Genomic DNA, 20,957 nt, shown 5'->3' on the forward strand with positions numbered 1-20,957 from the left:
TCTCTGGGGCCCGGCCGCCATGTTGGGAGGTTGGCCCTGTGCCGATAGGGCTCTACGTGCACATCCCCTACTGCCAGCACAAGTGTGGGTACTGCGACTTCAACAGCCACGCGGGGGCCGACCGGACGGAGCAGGCGCGCTACGTCGACGCCCTGCTGCTGGAGATGGAACTCTGGGCGGCCCGCCCCGAGGTGGCGGGGGAGCAGGTCATCACCGTCTTCGTGGGCGGCGGCACACCGACCCTGCTGGAGGGGGAGCAACTGTCCCGCGTGCTGACCGGCATCCGGCAGCGCTTCAACCTGGCGCCCGACGCCGAGGTGACCATCGAGGGCAACCCCGGCACGGTGGATGTGGAGGGGGAGAAGCTTCAGCGGGCGTTTGACGCCGGGGCCAACCGCATCTCGCTGGGCGTGCAGGCCCGGCAGCGGCACCTGCTGGAGCGGCTGGGGCGGATCCACGATGCCCTGCAGGTGGAGGAGGCGGTGGCGGCTGCCCGGCGGGCGGGCTTCACCAACATCAATCTCGACCTCATGTACGGGCTGCCCGGCCAGACTCCCGCGGATTTCCGCGAGACCGTCGCCTGGGCGCTCAGCCTGGACCCCACCCACATCAGCGCCTACAGCCTGATTCTGGAGGAGGGCACGCCCTTCTACCTCGCCTTCGAGGCCGGCCGCCTGCACCTGCCGCCCGAGGAGGCGGAGGAGCAGATGTTCCGGGAGGGCAAGGCCCTGCTGGAGGCCGCCGGGTTCGAGCACTATGAGATCTCCAACTACGCGCGTCCGGGGCACTGGTGCCGGCACAACCTCATCTATTGGCGGAACGAGCACTACCTGGGGCTCGGCTGCGGCGCGCACTCGTTCCTGCGACTGGCGGCGCCCCTGGAGAACCTCGGGGCCCCCCGTCCCGGCCTCACGGCATCCCGCGTTCAGGGCGGCAGCGAGGTGGAGACGGCGCCGGGCCGGCCGGGGCAGCATTACCGCTTCTGGAACCTGAAACATCCGGGAACGTACCGGGCGGCCCTGGAGCGGGGTGTTCTGCCGGTGGAGGCGGGAGAGGCGGTCGGCAGGCGGCAGGAGATGGCGGAGACGATGTTCATGGGCCTCCGGCTGCTCGAAGGGGTGAGCGACCACCGCTTTGCGGCGCGGTTCGGCGTCTCCATCAGCGCGGTCTACGGCGCTGAGGTGGAGCGGCTGCAGCGGCAGGGGCTGGTCGAGTGGGAGGGCGGCGCCCTGCGCCTGACACCGCGGGGTCTGCGGCTGGCCAACCTGGTCTGGGAGGCCTTCGTGTAGGTGCGCCACGAAAAAAATTACGTTGTTCACATGGTGTTCACAAGGTATTCACAGGTTATCCTCCGAAATTGCTGTCCAATTCATGGTCAAAGGACAGACAGCAATGAGACAACACACTGGCAACACCTGTCGTCGCTGCGGGCGGAGCAGCGAGGAACTCTTTCAGATGCTGGACAACAGCGGCCGCTGGGCGGTCGTCTCCGCAGCGTGCGCCTGCGGGCACCGGTGGACCGTCATCCACACCGCCGTGCCGAACCTCTCCGCCGTGCGGGCGTGGCTGCGACGCGGCTGCCAGCCGCCCGAGGGGCCGGTGGCCCCGATGCGCGGCGGGCCGTGGCAGACGTGGCGGCTGGAAGGGTTCTCGCTCCAACCTGTTCACAGTCCGGAACCTGTGCATAGTCCGGGAAGGTGACTACCGTGGAAGTGGAGATCAAGCTGGAGGTGCTCCCGACCGTGCCCGGCGGCCCCGCGGCCCTGTTCGAGCGCCTGGCCGCGCGGGAGGAGCTGGCCGGACTTCCCCTGGGTCCCGTGCAGACGATCGCCATGCGCGACACCTACTTCGACACGGATGATGGCGCCCTGGCGGCCGCCGGCACCGGCCTGCGCGTGCGCCGCGAGAACGGCCGCCTCCTGGTCACGCTGAAGGTGAAGCGCGCGCAGGAGGGGTCTCTGACCGAGCGGGAGGAGTACGAGGCCCCGCTGGACCTGGGGAGCCTGAGGGAGGTCGTGAGCCGCATCCGGCCGCTCATCGGGCGCGGCACCGTGCCTTTTGCCGCGTTCGCCGTGGGGCGCCCCGCCGGGCCCCTGGAGCCCGTTCTGGACCTGCACACGGAGCGGCTCTCGCGGACGATCGGCGAGATCGGCACCCTCACGCTGGACCGGGTGCTCTACCCCGGTCTGGACGCCGAACCGTACTACGATATTGAGGTGGAGGCTGCGGCGGACCTGGTGGATCCAGAGCCGCTGCGCGCGGTGGAAGCCGAGCTGCTCGCGCTGGCTGAGGGCCATCTGCGGGCGGCGGGCCGGTCCAAGCTGGAGCGGGGGCTTGACCTCGCGCGGCGGTGATGCTGCCGACGGCCGAGCCGACTGATCGGAACGCAGCCGGCCGGGCTTTTCGCCCGGCCGTTTCTTTCACCTGCGGTTGAATAATTATGCGACCGATAGTATAATCATGCGAGATCTGGATGATGAGGAGGCCGCGTGCCATGACCAAGCTTTGGGGAGGGCGCTTCACCAAGCCTGCGGACAAGACCGCCGAGGGGTTCACCTCGTCGCTGGCGTTTGACCGCCGGCTCTACAAGCAGGACATCCGGGGGTCGATCGCCCACGCCCGCATGCTGGGGAAGCAGGGCATCATATCCGCGGAGGATGCCGCCCTGATCGAGCAGGGGCTCAGGGAGATCGAGGCCGAGATCGATGCCGGGCAATTCCCCTTCCGCCAGGAGTACGAGGATATCCACCTGAACATCGAGAAGCGGCTGATCGAGAAGATCGGCCCGGTGGGGGGCCGGCTGCACACTGCCCGCAGCCGCAACGACCAGGTGGTCACCGACGTGCACCTGTGGGTGAAGGAGGAGATCGCCGCGGTGCAGCGGCTGGTCAGCGACCTGCAGGGGACGCTGCTGGACCGGGCCCGGGAGCAGTTGGGCGTGATCATGCCCGGCTACACCCACCTGCAGCGGGCGCAGCCCGTCCTGCTCTCGCACCACCTGATGGCCTACTTCTGGATGCTGGAGCGGGACTACGGCCGGTTCGCCGACGCCCTGCGGCGGGCGGACATCTCGCCCCTGGGCGCCGGGGCCATGGCGGGTACGACCTTCCCCATCGACCGGGAGTTCACCGCGGCCGAGCTGGGCTTCGCCGGGGTCTATCCCAACTCCATGGATGCGGTGAGCGACCGGGACTTCATCGTCGAGTTCGTCGCGGCGGCCGCCATCTGCCAGATGCACCTCTCCCGCCTGGCGGAGGAGCTGGTCAACTGGTCCTCCACGGAGTTCGGCTTCGTGGAGATGGACGATGCCTACGCCACCGGCTCGTCCATCATGCCGCAGAAGAAGAACCCCGACGTGGCCGAGATCGTGCGGGGGAAGACCGGCCGCATCTACGGCGACCTGATGGCCCTGCTGACGGTCCTGAAGGGGCTGCCCCTCACCTACCACAGCGACCTCCAGGAGGACAAGGAGCGGCTCTTCGACGCGGTGGACACCCTGAAGGCCTGCCTCACGGTGATGACGGGCATGCTGGCGACGGTGAAGTTCAACCGGGAGCGGATGGCGCAGGCGGTGCGGCAGGACTTCTCTAACGCCACCGACATGGCCGACTATCTGGCCAAGAAGGGCATGCCCTTCCGGGAGGCCCACGAGGTGGTGGGCCGGGCGGTGCTCTACTGCATCGAGCGGGGCAAGTATCTGGCCGACTGCACGCTGGAGGAGTTCAAGGGGTTCTCGGAGCTGTTCGAGGCGGACATCTACGAGGCCATCGCCCCCGAGACCTGCGTCAACCTGCGCACGTCGCAGGGGGGCACCGCCCCCGCCGAGGTGGAGAAGCAGCTCGCGCTGGCGGCGGAGATTCTCTCCAGGCGTGTGGGGTAGGGGGCGCGCCGCGGGGGCTGGGGCACTTCGCTGGGTCGGCTGTGCTGGAGTCGAGCGGCGCCGCCTCTGCGGGTGGTTGAGGTGCGAAGGAATCGGCTGCGGGGCGTATAAGTACGGCGGATTTCGACTTGGCCTGGGGGCGAAGTGGAAATCGGCCGGGGTTGAGCGGGGCAGGGGCCTGTTGCCTGGTGGTTTAGGTGTGAAGGAATCGGCTGCGGGGTGTGAAGCACGGCGGATTTCGACTTGGCCTGGGGGCGAAGTGGAAATCGGCCGGTGTTGAGCGGGGCAGGGGCCTGTTGCCTGGTGGTTGAGGTGCGAAGGAATCGGCTGCGGGGTGTGAAGCACGGCGGATTTCGACTTGGCCCGGGGGCGAAGTGGAAATCGGCCGGTGTTGAGCGGGGCAGGGGCCTGTTGCCTGGTGGTTTAGGTGTGAAGGAATCGGCTGCGGGGTGTGAAGCACGGCGGATTTCGACTTGGCCTGGGGGCGAAGTGGAAATCGGCCGGTGTTGAGCGGGGCAGGGGCCTGTTGCCTGGTGGTTTAGGTGTGAAGGAATCGGCTGCGGGACGTGAAGCACGGCGGATTTCGACTTGGCCTGGGGGCGAAGTGGAAATCGGCCGGGGTTGAGCGGCGCAGAGGCCTGTGACCATATGGTTTAGGTGTGAAGGAACCGGCTGCAGGGCGTGTAGCAGCGGTTGACACATCCCGCCGTGGCGACACTTGGCCCGGACGGCATGTATGCTGAACGTTCCCCGGGGCAGAATAGTGCTGGGCACCCTCCTGGGGTGCCCTCGGGAGCCCGCATGTCGCCGGCTCGGACCGCAAGCCATACCGGAACGCAGGGTTCCGGGCTCTACTCCACGCTGAGCGAGACGGTGATCTTCGCCTGAGGCGGCCTGCGCAGGCTCCCGATGTGACCATAGCACAGAACGCACCTTCGGTCTGTCGAAGCCCGTAGGTGCGTTCTGTCTTTCGTTCGCCAGGATTCGACGCCGGTGTCGATGCGCGTCTACGGGTCCATCCGCCGCAGCTCTTCCAGCCGGCGCAGGGTCTCCGACAGCGGCGGCACGCCCCATTCCGCCCGCTCCGCGTCCGTCGTGTCCGGAGCTACCGGCAGCAGCCGCCAGCCGTTCTTGTCCTTGAAGAACTGCGTGCCGTACTTCTGCGGCTTTCCCTGGGAGGTCAGCCAGCGGTCCAGGGTGGCTGCCACCAGCCACCGCGCCCGCTTCTCCTCGGGGTGGCCCAGCTCCACCGCCCGCACGGACAGCTCGTGCGCTAGGCGGAAGTCCTCCGGCTGGTCGCTGTGCTGCAGGAGCATTGCCGCGTGGAAGAAGTCCTCGGCGGCCGTCAGCGCGCCTTCGGCGATCAGGGCCAGGGCCCGCTCCCGCCGCATCCGGTCCCGCTCGTGGATGGCCTGCAGCTCCCCCAGGTCGCCGGCCCAGCCGGCGCGGTCCCTCTGGTCCTCCGCGAAGAGTGCGGCCAACTCCGCATTCACGTCCTCACCCCCGTGGTTCGAATCTAGGTTCGTGCTTTCAACGCACATACGATCGCTTCCTGTTGCCGACAGTGGGCCCGTTCACCCGCTGGCGAAAAGTGTCGCTCCTCCCTTGTCCTTCCTCCCCGATGGTCTTACCATAACGACACCGCAGCAAAGCGGTGCAGACCGGAAGCGGTCTGCGGATCGGGAAAGGAGGATGACCCATGAAGCGAGTGGCGATCTGGCTTGTGGCTCTGTGCACGGTGCTCGCGGCCTCGGCTCAGAATCCGGCTCTGGCTCAGCCTCACGCGGTCTCCCCGAAGAATCAGGTGCGAGCAGACCTGAAGGCCCCGGCGGTTCCCGGTCAGTTCCTCGTTCAGTTCAAGCCTGGGGTCGCGGCTGCCCAGCGGGCTGCCATCGCCAGCCAGGTGGGGGCGAAGGTGGTGGACCGGGTGGCGGCCCTGGACGTGGAGGTGCTGGAGTTCCCGGCCGTGTCGGCGAAGGGCGATCTGAAGGCCGCGGAAGACGTCCTCCGGGCGCTGAAGATGAACCCCAACGTGGTCTACGTGGAGCCCAACTACATCTACACCATCGACTGGACGCCCAACGACCCGGGGCTCGGCCAGCAGTGGGCCTGGAACCGCATCGAGGCGTACGACGCGTGGGACGTGACCCGCGGCAGCAGCAGCGCGGTCATCGCCGTCGTGGACACCGGGGTGCAGCGCAACCACCCCGACCTTGATGGCAAGATCGTTGCCGGCTACGACTTCGTCGACCGCGACACCGCCCCCGACGACGGAAACGGCCACGGCACCCACGTCGCCGGCACCGCGGCGGCCGAGACCAACAACGGGACCGGCGGCGCGGGCATGTGCCCCGAGTGCAAGATCATGCCGGTGCGGGTGCTGAACAACTCCGGCAGCGGGACCCTCGCCAACGTGGCCAACGGCATCATCTGGGCGGCTGACAACGGCGCCGACGTGATCAACCTGAGCCTGGGCGGCGCCACGGGCTCCACCACCCTCCAGAACGCCGTCAACTACGCCTGGAACCAGGGGGCCTTCCTGGCCTGCGCCGCCGGCAACGAGAACACCAGCCGGGCTTCCTACCCGGCGTACTACAGCCGGTGCTTCGCCGTTGCCTCCACCACCAGCTCCGACTCCCGCTCCTCCTTCTCCAACTACGGCAACTGGGTGGAGGTCGCCGCCCCGGGCTCCAACATCTACTCCACCTGGATTGGCAGCGGGTACAACACGATCAGCGGCACGTCGATGGCCACCCCCCATGTCGCCGGCCTGGCCGGGCTCCTGGCCTCGCAGGGGCTGAGCAACCAGGAGATCTGGGACCGCATCATGGAGACGGCCGATGACATCCCCGGCACCGGCACCTACTGGACGGGCGGCCGCATCAACGCCTACCGGGCCGTCACGGGCCAGGGCGATCCGGGTGACCCCGGGGATCCGGGTGACCCCGGCGATCCGGGCGGCCCTGGCGAGAACAGGGTGCAGAACGGCGGCTTTGAGAACGGCACCGCCCCCTGGGTGCAGACCTCCTCGGGCGGCTACCAGCTGATCAGCAACTACCTGCCGCGGACCGGCAACTACAGCGCCTGGCTGGGCGGCTACAACTTCGGCACCGACACCATCAGCCAGACGGTGACGATCCCGCAGAACGGAAAGCTCACGTTCTGGTGGTACATGTCCTCCAGCGAGGGAAGCTCCACCGCCTACGACTACCTCCGGGTACGGCTGTACAGCCAGAACGGCAGCCTGCTGGCCACCCCGGTCACCCGGAGCAACCGGGATACGCGGAACCAGTGGGTGCAGGAGAGCGTGAACCTCGCCGCCTACGCCGGCCAGACGGTGCGCCTGGAGTTCAGCGTCACCAACGACTGGCTGCTGCCGACCAGCTTCTTCATCGACGACGTGGAACTGAAATAAGCGAGGCGGGGCTGCACGCGACTTGCGTGCAGCCCCGTTCAGTGCTCAGTTCATGCGCAGCCTGCACCTGGGCCATGCCTACTGGGTGAGCCAGGACAATGCCTATTGGGTGAGCCAGGACATGCGGTTTTCCTGCCAGAGACCGATTCGGTTGATCGTCAGGCAGAGGACGTAGTAGATCAGGCCGATCATGCCGAAGATGGCGAAGAACTGCAGCGTCGAGCCGTGCTGACCCAGGATGATGACGCCCTTGCCGGTCAGCTCCTGAACGCCGACGACCCACACGTACGAGGTGTCCTTCACCACCGTGATGAACTGGCCGGTCAGCGGCGGGATCATCTTGCGCAGGGCCTGCGGCAGCACGATGTGCTGCATGGTCTGCCACCAGGTGAACCCCTGCGATCGGGCGGCCTCCCACTGCCCCTTGTCCACCGAGTTGAGCCCGCCCCGCACGATCTCGCCCACGATGGCCGCGGTGAAAAGCGTCATGGCCAGGGTACCGGAGTTGACCGGCTTCAGCGGCATCGTGAAGCGGAAGAGCAGGATGAGCAGGATCAGCGGCGAGGCCCGGAAGCTCTCGATGTAGACGGCCGCGATGCGCGCCAGCAGCCAGTGGCCGCTGTAACGCATGACGCCGAGCAGTGTGCCCAGGATGAACGAAAAGGCGATGGTGAGACCGCTGATGCGCAGGGTGATCCAGAGGCCCTCCGCCATGAAGCGCACGTTGTGCCACTGGGCCAGGGCGGCGAGTTCCTCCATCATGCAGCCGTCACCTCCCCGCCGCGGCTCAGCCGCACCCGCTCCTCCCAGCGCCGGGCCAGCTGGGCCAGCGGGAAGCAGATGGCGAAGTAGATGGCCCAGACCGTGAGGTACGCGGGTCCGTAGTAGCCGGTGGAGGCCGACCAGGAGTCGGCCTGGAACATGAGGTCACCGCCGGAGATCATGGCCAGGATGGACGAGTTCTTGATGAGCGCCACGGCCTGGTTGGTCATGGGCGGCAGCACGATCTGCGCCGCCTGCGGCAGGATGACGTAGCGCATGGCCTGCACGTAGGAGAAGCCCTGCGACAGGGCGGCCTCCAGCTGTCCCCGGTGAATCGCCTGAATGCCGGCCCGCACCACCTCGGTCACGTAGGCGCCGTGGTAGACGCCCAGTCCCAGCACGCCCACCACGGGGGTGGGCAGCATGATGTCGAAGTGGGGCAGGGCGTAGTAGAGGAAGAAGACCTGGGTCACCAGCGGCGTGTTCTGGATCAAGCTCACATACAGGCGGCTCACAGTCCGGCCGCTCCTCCACGGGGCGGTGGCGAGGACACCGAACAGCACGCCCAGCGCCAGAGCGAGGAGGAGGGCCAGACCTGCCGTGCTGGCGGTCCGGCCCAGGCCCTCGAGGAGGATGTGCCAGTCTCTAAAGAGCGCCTGCCACTTGAATGCGGCAAAGCGGTCCACTGGCTACTTCAGCCCCCACTTCTCGTAAAGCTGGTCCATTTCGCCGGAAGCCTTCATCTCCTTGATGATGTTGTTGACGAACTCGGCCAGCTCGGTGTTGGACTTCTTGGTCGCGATGCCGTACTCCTGAGGTGCGAACTTGTCGGGCAGCATGACGTTCTTGTCGTCCTTGTAGCCCCAGAGGATCGACTGGTCCACCGAGAAGGCGTCGATCCGGCCGGAGTCCAGCGCCGCCTTGATCTCGGGGTAGGTCGCGAACTCCATGAACTGGACGGTGATGCCGTCTTCCTCTGCCTGCTCGGTCAGGGCCGCCCGGGTGGAGGCGGACTGCGCCACGCCGATGGTCTTGCCGTCCAGATCCTCCCAGGACTGGATGCCGCTGCTCTCGAGCACCAGGAAGCCGACGTAGTCCGTGAAGTACGGGTCGGAGAAGTTCCAGCTGAGCTTGCGCTCCTCGGTGATCGTGAACGTCGCGATCACCATGTCGATCTCGCCGTTGTCCAGGGCGGGGCCGCGGGTCTTGGCGTTGACGCCGGTGAATTCCACCTTGGTCTCGTCGCCGAAGATCTCCTTTGCGATGCGCTTGGCGAGGTCGATCTCCATGCCTTCATGCACGTTCTTGGCGGGATCCAGGTAGCCGAACTTCGGCACGTCTTCCTTCACGCCCACCTTCAGAACGCCGGCGTTCTTGATCTTCTCGACCTGCGCCGGAAGGCCGGAGGCATCCCCGCTTCCGCTGCCGGCCGGAGCCTTGGACTGCCCGCCGCAGCCCGCCAGAACGGCCGCGGCCAGAATCGCTGCGAGAAGTGCACCCCACTTGCGCTTCATTCCCATACTCCCCTCTGTCGTTCTTGTTCTATCTGTCATCAGCGCAGAATGCGGCTGAGGAACAGCCTGGTCCGCTCGTGGCGGGGGGCCTCGAAGAAGTGCTCAGGCGGCCCCTCCTCCAGGATCTGCCCGCCGTCCATGAAGATGACCCGGTCGGCCACCTCGCGCGCGAAGCCCATCTCGTGGGTGACCACCACCATGGTGATTCCCTCCTGCGACAGGCCGATCATCACATCCAGCACCTCTTGCACCATCTCGGGGTCCAGGGCGGAGGTGGGCTCGTCGAACAGCATGATCTTCGGGCGCATGTTCAGGGCGCGGGCAATGGCTACCCGCTGCTGCTGCCCACCGGAGAGCTGCGACGGGTATGCGTTGGCCTTGTGTTTGAGCCCGACCCGGTCAAGGAACTCCAGGCCCGAGGCCTCGGCCTCCTCCCTGGGGATGCCCTTGACCAGGATGGGCGCCATGGTGACGTTCTCGAGCACCGTCTTGTGCGGGTACAGGTTAAACTGCTGGAACACCATGGCCACCGACTGTCGCACCTTGGTCAGGGGGGCGCCCGGGGCCGTGATGTCGACGCCGTCGACGATGACCGTTCCGCTGGTCGGCCGCTCCAGGAGGTTCATGCAGCGGATCAGGGTGGATTTCCCGGAACCGGACGGCCCGATGACGACCAGTTTCTCGCCGCTCTTCACGGTCAGGTCCACGTCTACGAGCACGTGCAGGGGCCCAAAATGCTTGTTTACATTAATAAGCTGAATCATAGAGACCGCTAACCACCTCTTCCCCGGCTCGCAAAGGGCTATATTCTTAATACTGTCGCGCATTGGTCAAAAATGCAAGTGTCATGTGATTTGTTTTGTCTATCAGAAACCATGACAAGACCCGAATATCTGATTAACAGAAAAGAGCCCCGCCTTTCGGCAGGGCGAGCAGGAAAGCCAACAAGAAACAGGACGCCTCCCGCAAGGCGTCCTGTTTCTCTCACATGGGGGGACAGGGGATTTGCTGGTCACACCCATAGTATATGCCCCCATCCCCATTCTAGCATCCTGCGCAGGGTGGGACTTCGCCATCTCCACGAGGACGACGCGCGCCTCCTTCCCGGGTAGGAGGGGGAGGCCTCAGTCGTCCACCAGCCCCTCCCGCACGGCCCACAGCGCCGCCTGGGTGCGGTCGGTGAGCTGCAGCTTGCTCAGGATGGACGAGATGTGGGTCTTCACGGTGGTTTCGCTGATCACCAGTCTCTCGGCGATCTCTCGGTTCGTGAGTCCGTGGGCCAGGGCGCGCAGCACGTCCAGCTCACGGGGCGTAAGCAGCTCCCGCTTGCGGGGCTGCTGCGGCTGGGCCGTGCGGATCATCAGCCGCTTCATCACCTCGGGGTGCAGCCGCGGCTCCCCCCGGTGCACGGCCCGGATGGCGTCGACCAGGTCGGCGGGCTCGATGTCCTTGGTCAGGAACCCCAGGGCCCCTTCCTCGATGCAGGCCATCGCCTTTTCCAGGTCGAGGAATGAGGTGAGCATGATCACCCGGGTGCCGGTGCCCTTCAGGGTCCGCAGGGCGCTGAGGCCGTCCAGCTCCGGCATCATCAGGTCCATCAGCACCACGTCCGGCTTCAGCGACTTGATCATCTCCACCGCCTGGCGCCCGTCGGCCGCCTCGCCGACCACCTCGAAGTCGTCCTGAAGTTCGAAGTAGGTGGCGAGGCCCTGCCGGACCATGAAGTGGTCATCGCAGATCAGGATTCGGATGGGGTTCAACGGGGGTCACCTCCGGAGGCTATGGGAATGCGTGCTCGAATGCAGGTCCCCTGGCCGGGTGCGGATCTGACCTCCAGGGAGCCCCTCACTTCGCTCACCCGCTCTCTCATTCCGATCATACCGAATGACTCGCCCCGCGCGCCAGCGCCGGGGTCGAATCCGACGCCGTCATCGCAGACTTCCAGCAGGGCCTCCTCGGGGCTGAGGTCCAGCTTCACCCGCACGTGGCGCGCTCTGGCGTGCTTGGCCACGTTGTTGAGCGCCTCCTGGGCCACGCGGTAGAGGGCGAACTCCACGTCGGGGCTCAGCCGCTCGTCTCCGCTGAGCGCCAGGGAGACCTCGACGCCGTGCCGGCGCCGGAACAGGTTGATATGGTTGCTGAGCGCCATGGCGAGCCCCTTCTCCTGCAGGGCCGCCGGCCGCAGTTCGAAAATCAGCGACCGCATCTCGGCCAGGGCCTCGCCGGCCATCTCCTTCGAGCGGGTGAGCAGCCCCCTGACCTTCTCCGGCTTCTTGTCCATGAGGCCGACCGCCGACTCCAGGTTCAGCGTCAGCCCGAACAGCACCTGGGTCACCGAGTCGTGCAGCTCGCGCGCCAGCCGGTTCCGCTCCTCGAGCACCGCCACCTCCCGCGCCTTGGCGTGCAGCTCCGAGTTCTCGATGAGCCGGCCGGCCTGGTTGGCCAGCAGGGTCAGCAGCCGCAGGTGCTGCTCATCAAACCGCCGGGGCTGCCGGCTGGCCACCACCAGCACCCCCAGGGTGCGGTCCTTCGTCCGGATGGGGGCCTCGATCACGTCGCGCCACTGCCCGGACCGCACAAGGTCCTGGTTCAGCCGGGGGTCCTGGTCGGGCTGGCGCGAGAAGTGGGGCTTCCCGGTCTTGATCACCAGGCTGGTCAGGTTTCCCTCCATGGGCAGTTCCAGGCCGACGTAGTCCTCCATCCCTGCGCCGTAGGTGGCCCGCACGAACTGGCGGGACCCGTCTGCCGTGAGCAGGCTGATCAGGGCCGACGAGCCCCCGGTCACCCGCACGGACTCGCGCGCGATCACGGTGAGCACCTCGTCCGGGTGAATCGCGGTGCTGATGGCCTCGTCCACGGCATGCAGGGCCTCCGACTCGGCCAGGCGCCGCTCCAGCGCCGTCACCGTCTGCGCCAGCCGGGCGGTGCGGTCGGCGACCTTGTCCTCCAAGGTGTCCAGCAGCCGGTTCATCCGGTGGAACTCCTGCGACAGGGCCCAGGTGGAGGCCAGCGGCCCGAAGAGAAGGACGAGGGCGGCCGGCTGGTACTGGAAGATCAGGGCGGCCGTGCCCCCCAGCGTGGTGGTCAGCAGGAAGGGAACCAGTGGGAGCCGCTCCCACTCTCGTTTCAGGTACGCCCAGACCGGCCCCTCCCGCAGCGCCGCCATGCCCAGCGGGTAGAAGATGATGCGGATCAGGAGGCGGATCGAGATGCCGGCGAAGATGGCCAGCCAGTCCGCGGTGAAGACGATGGGGCCGGGCGCCGGGCGGATGATGCGCGCGGCCCAGCTGCCCAGGGCCACCGCCGCGAAGGTGACCACGCCGCGGATCAGGGCCCGGGGCACGCGCTGCTCCCGGGGCACCTGCCGGGTGAACGGCACGCCGACCAGGTGGTAGAAGGCGGTGCCCGCCGCCGAGCCCAGGGCGGCAATGTAGGGGTGGAAGAGGAGCATGGCCGCCACATCGATGGCCATGGAGATCGAGATGTCGCCCCTGGCCCCGCGGATGGCCACGCGCCAGGGCTGGGTCAGCCAGACCAGGAGGCCGATCAGCGCGGCCAGAAGCAGCGACGTGACCAGCGGCGGCATCGGGTCGCCCTTGGCCGGGATCTGCAGAGGCAGAATGAGGGCGGCGCCGGCCAGCACCCCCAGCGAAAGCGTCGAGATCCACAGGGCTTTGGGCTTTTGCAACGGAATCAACCTTCCTCCTCCAACCAGCGGCGCGCGCGGTCCAGCTCCTCGGGCGTGTTGCAGTTGAAGAACAGGCGCTGCGGGTCGCCGAACCGCGCCAGCTCCGGCCCGGCGATCTCCCGCACCCGCACGTCGTCGAAGACCGAGATCAGGCGCAGGCGCCGCGCTTCCAGGTTGCGGGAGATGCTGGGCAGACACCCCCGGCCGTACACGGCGTGCATGGGCTCGTACTCGCCCCCGACGACCGGCACAACAATATCGTAGCCGGGGGCCGACTGCACCATGAAGCGCACCAGCGCCTCATTGATGAACGGCATGTCCACCGCGCAGAAAAACGCGTATTGGTACCGGCTCGCGCGCAGGCCGGCTTCGAGGCCGGCCAGCGGCCCGAGGCCGGGAACTCGGTCGCTCACCATGGGCACCCCGAGGAAGGCGTATTCCTCCGGGCTGTTGGTCACAATGACCACCTGCGGAAACCAGGCGGAGAACCGCCGCGCCAGGCGCTGGATCAAGGGCTCCCCGCCCAGCGTGAGCAGAGCCTTGTTGCGGCCCATACGGCTGGAGCGGCCGCCGGCCAGGATGACGCCGCAGGCCTCCAGTTTCACACCCACCAAGTACCTCACCTCGCGTTCGTCACTGCGAAGGGCCGCCCGCGGCGAGCCGATGGCGGAAGACCGCCAGGGCAGGGCTCTCCGGATCGGCGGCTGCGGCCCGGCTGACCAGCTCCTCCACCGCTTCGCCGTCGCCCATGGCCAGGGCCGCCTGCGCGCCTACGATCAGGGTCTCGGCCTGCCACGCCGCGGAGTAGGTCTCTGGCGTGTAGGGGCGGGCCAGCTCTACCGCCTCCCGGGCGTGGGCGAGGGCATCCTGCGGCGCGCCCAGCGCCAGCTTGAACCGGGCCCGGGCCGCCATCACATCGGCCTTCTGGGCCGCCGAGGCGCGCTCCCAGGCGGTGTTCAGGGCGTATTCGGCCTGCCGGAGCCGCCCCAGGCCCCGAAAAGCATAGTGGAGCTCCAGGTGGCCGCGGTAGTGGTACGGATCAATGGCGACGATGTCGCGCGCCAGGTCCAGCTGCTGCGGGTACCGGGTGTTGTGGTAGGCGGTCATGGCGGGCTCGAAGAGCGGCGCGGCCCAGGCGACCGCCCAGCGTTCCTCCTCCCAGCGGAGGGTGAGCCACGACTCGGGCCAGTGCACGGCCCGGCCGGGGTCGCGGACAGTGAGGCCGCTTACGGCCACGCGCATCACGCCGGGCTCGATCTCCCGGGCGCTGCCGATCCCCGCGAACGCGACCTCGTGGTCGGTCAGGTAGGCGGCAACCTGGTCGGCGTCCATGCGGCGGTGCGCCTCCTCGGAAAGCAGCGCCCACACCCCGCCCGGGTCGCCGGCGGCCAGCGACTCCATGAAGCGACGCGCGCCGGCGGCAGCCGCCTCGGCCGTGGGCTCTTCCCGGGCGCACCCGGCCAGGAGCGTCAGGATCAGCAGGATACTCAGTACCAGGGCCGGCACGGCGGGAAATCTGCGCACCAGTGTTCACTCCCGTTCGGCGGCCGCGGCCAGCGCCTTCTGAACCCAGGCCCTGACCTCGGCGGTCAGCGGAATCTCGTCCAGTTCGCCGGGGCCGTACCAGCCCACCCGGTCCACCTCGTCGTTGGCGTGGAGCCTGACGGCCGCGGGGTCGGCCGGGCGGGCGAAGTAGATGAGGTCGATGTGCTCGTGGCTCGGCGCGATTTGCTCCAGCTGGATGCCCTCGGGGCGGGCCAGCTGCCGGGGCCCCGGGATGGGTGGCAGGGCCGGCGGCGAGATCAGCCGCACCTCCAGCCCGGCCTCTTCCCGCACCTCCCGCACGGCCGCCTCATCCGGCAGTTCGTTGGGCTCGATATGGCCGCCCGGCGGCAGCCACATGCCCAGTTTCCGGTGCCACAGGAGGAGGACCTTGCCCTCGTGCACGACAAAGGTGGCCACGGTGAAGTCTCGAGTCACAGCCGTCATCTCAGAGAACCGCTCCTTCGGGCATCACGTTTTCGGGTCCGCCGCATGGCATTGATCATAGGCTGGGTCTGTGAGGTGAACCACATGCTGCGTTCTCGTTTCCGCGGCGAACCTGCGCCCGGCGGGTCGAACGCCGGGGGGTTGCTCGCGCCCCGGCCATCAGGTTTCAGGCGCCAGGGCGGCGGCTGCCGCTGCGGCGGTCGGTCGGCCCCGCGGACACCGCCTGCGCGTTCCGCTCATAACGTGATTAAGGGGGGTTGAGCCGATGTTCTATGGGTCCACCGAAAACACAGGGTATCCGGGCAGCGCCCCCGGCTCGAACGGATGGGATGAGAGGGCGGTCATGCCCTTCGGCCAGACGCAGATGCCGTATGGGATGGAGGCAATGCCTTTCGGCAAGACGGGGATGCCGTGGGGGAAAGGCGGCACGCCCTTCGGCAAGATGGGGATGCCCTATGGGAAGGGCGGCATGCCTTCCGGCCAGATGGCGATGCCCTGGGGGAAGGGGGGCATGCCCTACGACGATGGCGGGATGCCTTTCGATAAGGGGATGATGCCCTTCGGCAAGGGCGGCATGCCCTTCGGGAAGGGTGGTATGCCCTTCGGCAAGGGCGGGTTCGGCAAGGGGCCCGGGTGGGGCCAGGTGCCCGGCGGCGGTTTCGCCAAGCAGTACCCGCCCGGCATGGTGGGCATCCCCTACGGTTTCTACCCAGGGTACGGTCTGGTGCAATAGCGGAGACTTGAGGGGCGGCAGGGCCGGTTACCGCGGCGCCTGCCGTCCTCCTGTTCCGGCGAGCCGGGCCAGGGGACGGAGGCGCCAAACCATATGACGCATCTCAGCGAGGATGAGATGCAGTTGCAGCCCGAACTCCCGGCGGTCCCGCCGGTCGATCAGCTGCTCGACGCGGCTGCCGAAGGTGGCCAGCGCGGCCTCGCAGCGGCTGGCGGCCTCCGGGTCGATCGCCGCGCCCTGAAGCACCCCCGCGAGGACGGCGCTCTTGTACTCCTGAAGCGCCTTCACGGCCGCCGTGAGCGCCTCCCGCTCCGGCCCGTGGGCCATTCCGCCGACCTCCAGTGCGATGCGGTGGATGTCGGCAAGCGCGGCCACAAAGGCCTCCAGCGCGCTGTGGGCCTGCCGGAGCATCTCTGCCTGATCCGGCCGGCCCTCCGCCGCGCCCAGGTCAAGCAGGGTGCGGGCGACCGAGAGGTGCTTGCGGGCTGCGTCCGCGTCGTGCCCCACCTGCTCGCTGGGGTAGTCCTGCGGATGGCTGAGGCTGAGGAGCAGCCGGTCGATGCTTCGGTCCAGGTTTCGGTGCCCTTCCGCCAGTTCGGCGCGCGCCCGTCCGAGCGCGTCGGGCGGCCGGATGAGCCGGTTGACCAGGAAGCCGACTGTCATCCCGACGACGATGGTCCCCATGCGCGCCAGCGTGTAACGGAGAAAATCGTGTTCGGGCCGGTCCATGACGAACAGGACCACGACCACGGCCAGCCCTGCCGCCTCCGACAGGCGGAGGCGCACCAGGATCCCCAGGGCCAGGATCGCGCCCAGCGCCATGGTGAGGGGGTTCACGGGCAGCCAGAGCCCCAGTAGGGTGGCCACCGCCCCCGCTACCGCGTTGCCCACCAGCTGCTGCAGGAAGGCGCTGCGGGCCTGGCTGAGGGAGGGCTGCACGGCGAGCACGGCCGCGACGGCGCCGAACGCCGCGTAAGAAGAGCCCATCGCGTGCAGGAGGGCCATGGTCAGGAAGACGGCGGCGCCTGTCTTCAGGATGCGGGCGCCGAAGAAGGGCTGGAGCACACGCAGGGGCAGATCCATCCGCCATCACCTATCCAGCGATTGACATCACAGGCAGTAGCTGGTACAGTATGAAATAGCAAAAACAGGGAGGAGAGGGCCGGTGAGCCGCGACTTGCCCAGGTCAGCCGCAGGGGCGCTGCCGCTCCTGGATGTGCACTTTCAGGACCCGTCGGCGCCGCAGCGCCTAGCGGCCGCCATCGCCGAGCAGTTCCGGACGCAGGCCCAGCCCGGGCGGCATTTTCCCGTCTTCTTCCTGGTGGGCGCCACCAGCTCCACGGGCGATTCCCTGGGGCCGTTCACCGGCTGGTTTCTGAAGCGAAAGGGCTTCCGCGGCGAGCACGTGGGCGACCTCGAAAACCCCGTGCACGCCACGAACCTGCGGGAGCGGCTCTCCGAGGCGTGGACCCGCGCCCTGCGCCGCGAACGGCTTCCGTACATTATCGCCGTGGACGCCGCCGTGGGCCGGCCGGGGCGGATCACGCTCAACCGGGGCCCCCTGACGCCGGGCGCAGCCATGGGGAAGGTCCTGCCCCAGGTGGGCCACGTGCACATCATGGGCGGCATGGCCAACTTCCCGTTCATGATCTGGTTCGCCGACCTCGACCAGACCGTGGGCATGGCGGAGGTGATCGCCGACGGACTCATGGCGTTCTGGGCGGCGTACGAGTCGGGCGAGCTGTTCCGCAGCCCCTCCGCGGCCCGGACCGGGCTCGCCTGACCATTGACGCCCGCGATGGTGCGAAGGTTCGCCGCCGGCAGGGGCGAACCCTTTTTGCGCGCCCTTGACGCTGCTATGAAGGATGGGTAGACTGTTGCCAAAACAAGACATCCCAGGGCAGGAGAGGAGATCGCGACGGTGCAGCAAGATATAGAGCGCATCCTCATCAGCGAGGCGGAGATTCGGGAAAAGATTCAGGAACTGGGGGCGCAGATCTCCGAGGACTTCAAGGGGAAGGACCTGGTCGTGGTCGGCATCTTGAAGGGCGCGGCCCTTTTCTGCTCCGACCTCTTCCGGGCCATCACGATTCCCGCAGAGCTGGACTTCATGCGGATCACTTCCTATGGCGCCGCCACCAAGAGCACCGGCGTACACCGGGTTCTGCTGGACCTCGACTATACCCTGCAGGGGCGCCACGTCCTGATCGTTGAGGACATCGTTGACACGGGGCTGACGATCAAGTTCCTGAAGGAGTACCTGTCTCAGCGAGGGCCGGCCTCGCTGAGCGTGGCCGCCTTGCTGGACAAGCCGTCCCGGCGCAAGGTGGATGTGAAGATCGACTACCTGGGTTTCGAGGTGCCGGACTTCTTCGTGGTCGGCAACGGGCTGGACTACGCCGAGAAGTACCGGAACCTGCGCGACATCTGCATTCTGAAACCGGAGATCTACCGTGACTGATCGGAGCCGCAGTGAAAGGGGAAGCAACATGGCGCAGGATCGCAGACGCATCGTCGTAGTGGATTCCGGCGGCCGGTACGGGCAGCTCATCGCCCGCCTGGTCAGGGAGCGGCAGGTCTACTGTGAGGTCTGGCCGGTCGGCGCGCCCGCGGCGCGCTACCGCGAGGCCAATGTCGCGGGCATCATCCTCTGCGCCGCGCCCGGGGACCCCGCCGTGCTGGAGCTGGGCATCCCGGTGCTCGGCCCCGGCCAGCAGTTCCGCCCCGAGGCGGCAGACACCGAGCAGGGTCGCACCCTGCTGGAGGACTTCCTCTTCAATGTGGCCGGCTGTGAGGCGACCTGGACGACCGAGTCGTTCATCGCCGACCAGGTGGAGGCCATCCGCCGGCGCGTCGGCGGCGGCAAGGTGCTCTGCGCCCTCTCGGGCGGCGTGGACTCCTCGGTGGCGGCGGTGCTGGTTCACCGGGCCATCGGGGAGCAGCTCACCTGCATCTTCGTCGATCACGGTCTTCTGCGCAAGGGCGAGGCCGAGCAGGTGGTGCGCACCTTCCGGGACCGCTTCCACATCAGGCTGGTGCACGTGGACGCCTCCGAACGCTTCCTCAGCAAGCTGCGGGGTGTGACGGATCCTGAGCGGAAGCGCAAGATCATCGGCAACGAGTTCATCCGCGTCTTTGAGGACGAGGCCCGCAAGCTGGGCCAGATCGACTTCCTGGTGCAGGGCACGGTGTACACCGACGTCCTGGAGTCGGGCACGGGCGCCTCCCAGGTGATCAAGTCGCGCCACAACGTCGGCGGACTGCCGGAGGACATGCAGTTTCAGCTCATCGAACCCTTCCGGGAGCTGTTCAAGGACGAGGTGCGGGCCGTGGGCCGCGCGCTGGGCGTGCCCGAGGAGATTGTGGGCCGCCATCCCTTCCCGGGCCCTGGCCTGGCGATCCGGGTGCTGGGCGAGGTCACGCCCGAGAAGCTGGACATCCTGCGGGAGGCTGACCAGATTTATATCGAAGAGATTCGCCGGGCCGGCCTGTACGATAAGATCTGGCAGGCGTTTGCCGTGCTGCCGGATGTGCGCAGCGTCGGCGTGCAGGGCGACGAGCGGACGTACGCCTACCCCATCGTTCTGCGGGCGGTGACCTCGGCGGACGGCCTGACCGCAGACTTCTACCGCTTCCCCTGGGAGGTGCTCGAGCGCATCACCAGCCGGATCGTGCGCGAGGTGGCCCACGTCAACCGGGTCGTGTACGACATGACCCCGAAGCCGCCGGGCACCATCGAGTGGGAGTAATGCAGCATGGGGAAAGAGCCGGGGCGAGGCCCCCGGCTCTTTTTGCCTGCGCCCCGCGGGCCCCGATCCCCTTGACTGCCCGAACGTTTGATGCTATTTTCAAGCTGAGCGCGTTAGCACTCTCGGGCGTTGACTGCTAACCGAGGTCAACGCCCGTATGGTCAGTGGTTCCGGGGTCATGCGGAGGTGACACCCCGTGATTGATGACCGCAAGAATAAGGTACTGCAGGCCATTGTCGAAGACTATGTCGCAACGGCGGAACCGGTCGGGTCACGGACGATCGCGCGCAAGTACAACCTGGGTGTCAGCCCGGCTACCATCCGTAACGAGATGTCGGATCTCGAGGACATGGGTTACCTGGAACAGCCGCACACGTCGGCCGGACGCGTTCCCTCGGATCTCGGCTATCGCTATTACGTCGACTGCCTCATGCCCGAGCGCTCCATCAGCCCCGCCGAGCACGAACGCATTCGCCAGACCTTCCAGCGCAAGATCCGCGAGGTCGACACCCTGATCCGCGAGACCGCGCGGCTGCTCTCCGATACCACCCAACTCACGGCGGTGATCTCCGGCCCGCAGTTCGAGAAGGCCGTTTTCAAGGAAATCCGCCTGGTGCCGCTGGGCAGGGACCGCGCCCTGCTCATTTATATCACCGATCGCGGCCTGGTGGAAAACCAGGTGGTGGAGGTCCCGGTCGAGGTGACCATGCTGGAGTTCCAGCAGGTCGCGGAGATCCTGAACGAGCAGCTGCGGGGCCACCGGATGGACACACTCCCCAGGACGGTGCTGCAGGCGCTGCAGCGCGAGCTTTCCCGGTACGGCTCCCTCCTGGAGCAGGCGCTCTACTTCCTGGAGCAGCGCCTGGAGCCCGGCGAGCGCCACCGGCTCTACCTGGGCGGAACCACCCGCATGCTGGACCAGCCGGAGTTCCGCGACGTGGAGAAGCTGCGCGGCGTCCTCTCCTTCCTGGAGCAGGAGGATGCGGTGGCCACCGTCATCGGCGTCGATAAGGAGACGGAGGGGGTGGAGATCCAGATCGGCGAGGAGATCCGCCTGCGTGAGCTGGCTGACTGCTCGATCGTGACCGCCACCTACCGGCTGGGCGACGAGATCATCGGCAAGATGGGCGTCATCGGCCCCAGGCGCATGGAGTACCCGAAGGTGGTTGCGATCCTCAACGCGATCGCATCCTACGTCAGCGAACTGAACCGGCGCTTCTAGGTTCG

20 protein-coding genes are annotated in these 20,957 nt (G+C 67.5%); 9 read left to right on the forward strand and 11 right to left on the reverse strand.

The window, feature by feature from the left end; translation table 11 throughout:
• Positions 1–38 precede the first annotated feature (38 nt).
• From hemW to argH, 3 genes are all read left to right on the forward strand, one after another.
• A complete protein-coding gene (gene hemW / locus ACZ45O_RS16535) occupies positions 39–1,289 on the forward strand; it encodes a radical SAM family heme chaperone HemW (protein WP_464854512.1) in 1,251 nt (416 codons plus the stop codon).
• Between the two features lie 408 nt (positions 1,290–1,697).
• Positions 1,698–2,354 (forward strand): CYTH domain-containing protein, encoded by a 657-nt coding sequence (locus ACZ45O_RS16540; RefSeq protein ID WP_464854513.1) that lies wholly within the window; start codon positions 1,698–1,700, stop codon positions 2,352–2,354.
• A 140-nt stretch (positions 2,355–2,494) separates the two neighbouring features.
• A complete protein-coding gene (gene argH / locus ACZ45O_RS16545; protein ID WP_464854514.1) occupies positions 2,495–3,880 on the forward strand; it encodes an argininosuccinate lyase in 1,386 nt (461 codons plus the stop codon).
• 1,007 nt (positions 3,881–4,887) lie between these two features.
• Here the strand turns inward: argH and ACZ45O_RS16550 are convergent.
• On the reverse strand, positions 4,888–5,373 hold the full coding sequence (locus ACZ45O_RS16550) for a DUF6624 domain-containing protein (protein ID WP_464854515.1): 486 nt from the start codon (positions 5,371–5,373) through the stop codon (positions 4,888–4,890).
• 206 nt (positions 5,374–5,579) lie between these two features.
• On the opposite strand from ACZ45O_RS16550, the gene ACZ45O_RS16555 reads away from it, so the two are divergent.
• Positions 5,580–7,295: a S8 family peptidase gene (locus ACZ45O_RS16555; RefSeq protein ID WP_464854516.1), complete on the forward strand. Its 1,716-nt coding sequence runs from the start codon at positions 5,580–5,582 to the stop codon at positions 7,293–7,295.
• A gap of 102 nt (positions 7,296–7,397) precedes the next feature.
• On the opposite strand, the gene ACZ45O_RS16560 is transcribed toward ACZ45O_RS16555, so the two are convergent.
• From ACZ45O_RS16560 to ACZ45O_RS16600, 9 genes are all read right to left on the reverse strand, one after another.
• The gene (locus ACZ45O_RS16560) at positions 7,398–8,057 is read right to left on the reverse strand and encodes an amino acid ABC transporter permease (RefSeq protein ID WP_464854517.1); all 660 of its coding nucleotides are present in this window, start codon (positions 8,055–8,057) and stop codon (positions 7,398–7,400) included.
• Positions 8,054–8,743, reverse strand: a complete 690-nt coding sequence (locus ACZ45O_RS16565; RefSeq protein ID WP_464854518.1) for an amino acid ABC transporter permease — start codon at positions 8,741–8,743, stop codon at positions 8,054–8,056. Before ACZ45O_RS16565 ends, ACZ45O_RS16560 begins: the two co-directional genes overlap by 4 nt.
• Positions 8,744–8,746: 3 nt before the next feature.
• On the reverse strand, positions 8,747–9,571 hold the full coding sequence (locus ACZ45O_RS16570; protein WP_464854519.1) for a transporter substrate-binding domain-containing protein: 825 nt from the start codon (positions 9,569–9,571) through the stop codon (positions 8,747–8,749).
• Positions 9,572–9,609: 38 nt separating this feature from the next.
• A complete protein-coding gene (locus tag ACZ45O_RS16575; protein ID WP_464854520.1) occupies positions 9,610–10,335 on the reverse strand; it encodes an amino acid ABC transporter ATP-binding protein in 726 nt (241 codons plus the stop codon).
• A 360-nt stretch (positions 10,336–10,695) separates the two neighbouring features.
• Entirely contained in the window at positions 10,696–11,331 is a 636-nt protein-coding gene (locus ACZ45O_RS16580) for a response regulator (protein ID WP_464854521.1), read from the reverse strand.
• A complete protein-coding gene (locus ACZ45O_RS16585) occupies positions 11,328–13,259 on the reverse strand; it encodes a GAF domain-containing sensor histidine kinase (RefSeq protein ID WP_464854522.1) in 1,932 nt (643 codons plus the stop codon). The genes ACZ45O_RS16580 and ACZ45O_RS16585 overlap by 4 nt, the downstream gene beginning before the upstream one ends.
• A gap of 5 nt (positions 13,260–13,264) precedes the next feature.
• The gene (gene mobA, locus ACZ45O_RS16590) at positions 13,265–13,870 is read right to left on the reverse strand and encodes a molybdenum cofactor guanylyltransferase (protein ID WP_464854523.1); all 606 of its coding nucleotides are present in this window, start codon (positions 13,868–13,870) and stop codon (positions 13,265–13,267) included.
• Between the two features lie 22 nt (positions 13,871–13,892).
• Positions 13,893–14,783, reverse strand: a complete 891-nt coding sequence (locus ACZ45O_RS16595; protein WP_464854524.1) for a hypothetical protein — start codon at positions 14,781–14,783, stop codon at positions 13,893–13,895.
• Positions 14,784–14,789: 6 nt separating this feature from the next.
• The gene (locus ACZ45O_RS16600) at positions 14,790–15,248 is read right to left on the reverse strand and encodes an NUDIX hydrolase (protein ID WP_464854525.1); all 459 of its coding nucleotides are present in this window, start codon (positions 15,246–15,248) and stop codon (positions 14,790–14,792) included.
• A gap of 265 nt (positions 15,249–15,513) precedes the next feature.
• Here ACZ45O_RS16600 and ACZ45O_RS16605 point away from each other — a divergent pair, with 265 nt between their 5' ends.
• Positions 15,514–15,981: a hypothetical protein gene (locus tag ACZ45O_RS16605; protein WP_464854526.1), complete on the forward strand. Its 468-nt coding sequence runs from the start codon at positions 15,514–15,516 to the stop codon at positions 15,979–15,981.
• 27 nt (positions 15,982–16,008) lie between these two features.
• On the opposite strand, the gene ACZ45O_RS16610 is transcribed toward ACZ45O_RS16605, so the two are convergent.
• The gene (locus ACZ45O_RS16610; protein WP_464854527.1) at positions 16,009–17,064 is read right to left on the reverse strand and encodes an FUSC family protein; all 1,056 of its coding nucleotides are present in this window, start codon (positions 17,062–17,064) and stop codon (positions 16,009–16,011) included.
• A gap of 82 nt (positions 17,065–17,146) precedes the next feature.
• Here ACZ45O_RS16610 and ACZ45O_RS16615 point away from each other — a divergent pair, with 82 nt between their 5' ends.
• The 4 genes from ACZ45O_RS16615 (at position 17,147) to hrcA (ending at position 20,952) form a co-directional block, all read left to right on the forward strand.
• Complete coding sequence (locus ACZ45O_RS16615) at positions 17,147–17,764, forward strand: DUF1256 domain-containing protein (protein ID WP_464854528.1); 618 nt, start codon at positions 17,147–17,149, stop codon at positions 17,762–17,764.
• A 138-nt stretch (positions 17,765–17,902) separates the two neighbouring features.
• A complete protein-coding gene (gene hpt, locus ACZ45O_RS16620; protein ID WP_464854529.1) occupies positions 17,903–18,442 on the forward strand; it encodes a hypoxanthine phosphoribosyltransferase in 540 nt (179 codons plus the stop codon).
• Positions 18,443–18,470: 28 nt separating this feature from the next.
• Complete coding sequence (gene guaA / locus ACZ45O_RS16625) at positions 18,471–19,730, forward strand: glutamine-hydrolyzing GMP synthase (RefSeq protein ID WP_464854530.1); 1,260 nt, start codon at positions 18,471–18,473, stop codon at positions 19,728–19,730.
• A gap of 196 nt (positions 19,731–19,926) precedes the next feature.
• Positions 19,927–20,952 carry a heat-inducible transcriptional repressor HrcA gene (gene hrcA / locus ACZ45O_RS16630; protein WP_464854531.1) on the forward strand — a complete coding sequence of 342 codons (1,026 nt, stop codon included), beginning with the start codon at positions 19,927–19,929 and terminating at the stop codon, positions 20,950–20,952.
• Positions 20,953–20,957: the final 5 nt, after the last annotated feature.

This window comes from Symbiobacterium turbinis (assembly GCF_055383075.1).

What these genes read in the sequence shown, in the direction of transcription:
- guaA (WP_464854530.1), top strand. Translation starts at nt 18,471, where the DNA reads ATGGCGCAGGATCGCAGACGCATCGTCGTAGTGGATTCCGGCGGCCGG.
- argH (WP_464854514.1), top strand. Translation starts at nt 2,495, where the DNA reads ATGACCAAGCTTTGGGGAGGGCGCTTCACCAAGCCTGCGGACAAGACC.
- ACZ45O_RS16560 (WP_464854517.1), bottom strand. Translation starts at nt 8,057, where the DNA reads ATGATGGAGGAACTCGCCGCCCTGGCCCAGTGGCACAACGTGCGCTTC.
- ACZ45O_RS16605 (WP_464854526.1), top strand. Translation starts at nt 15,514, where the DNA reads ATGTTCTATGGGTCCACCGAAAACACAGGGTATCCGGGCAGCGCCCCC.
- ACZ45O_RS16575 (WP_464854520.1), bottom strand. Translation starts at nt 10,335, where the DNA reads ATGATTCAGCTTATTAATGTAAACAAGCATTTTGGGCCCCTGCACGTG.
- ACZ45O_RS16610 (WP_464854527.1), bottom strand. Translation starts at nt 17,064, where the DNA reads ATGGATCTGCCCCTGCGTGTGCTCCAGCCCTTCTTCGGCGCCCGCATC.
- ACZ45O_RS16555 (WP_464854516.1), top strand. Translation starts at nt 5,580, where the DNA reads ATGAAGCGAGTGGCGATCTGGCTTGTGGCTCTGTGCACGGTGCTCGCG.
- ACZ45O_RS16600 (WP_464854525.1), bottom strand. Translation starts at nt 15,248, where the DNA reads ATGACGGCTGTGACTCGAGACTTCACCGTGGCCACCTTTGTCGTGCAC.
- ACZ45O_RS16570 (WP_464854519.1), bottom strand. Translation starts at nt 9,571, where the DNA reads ATGAAGCGCAAGTGGGGTGCACTTCTCGCAGCGATTCTGGCCGCGGCC.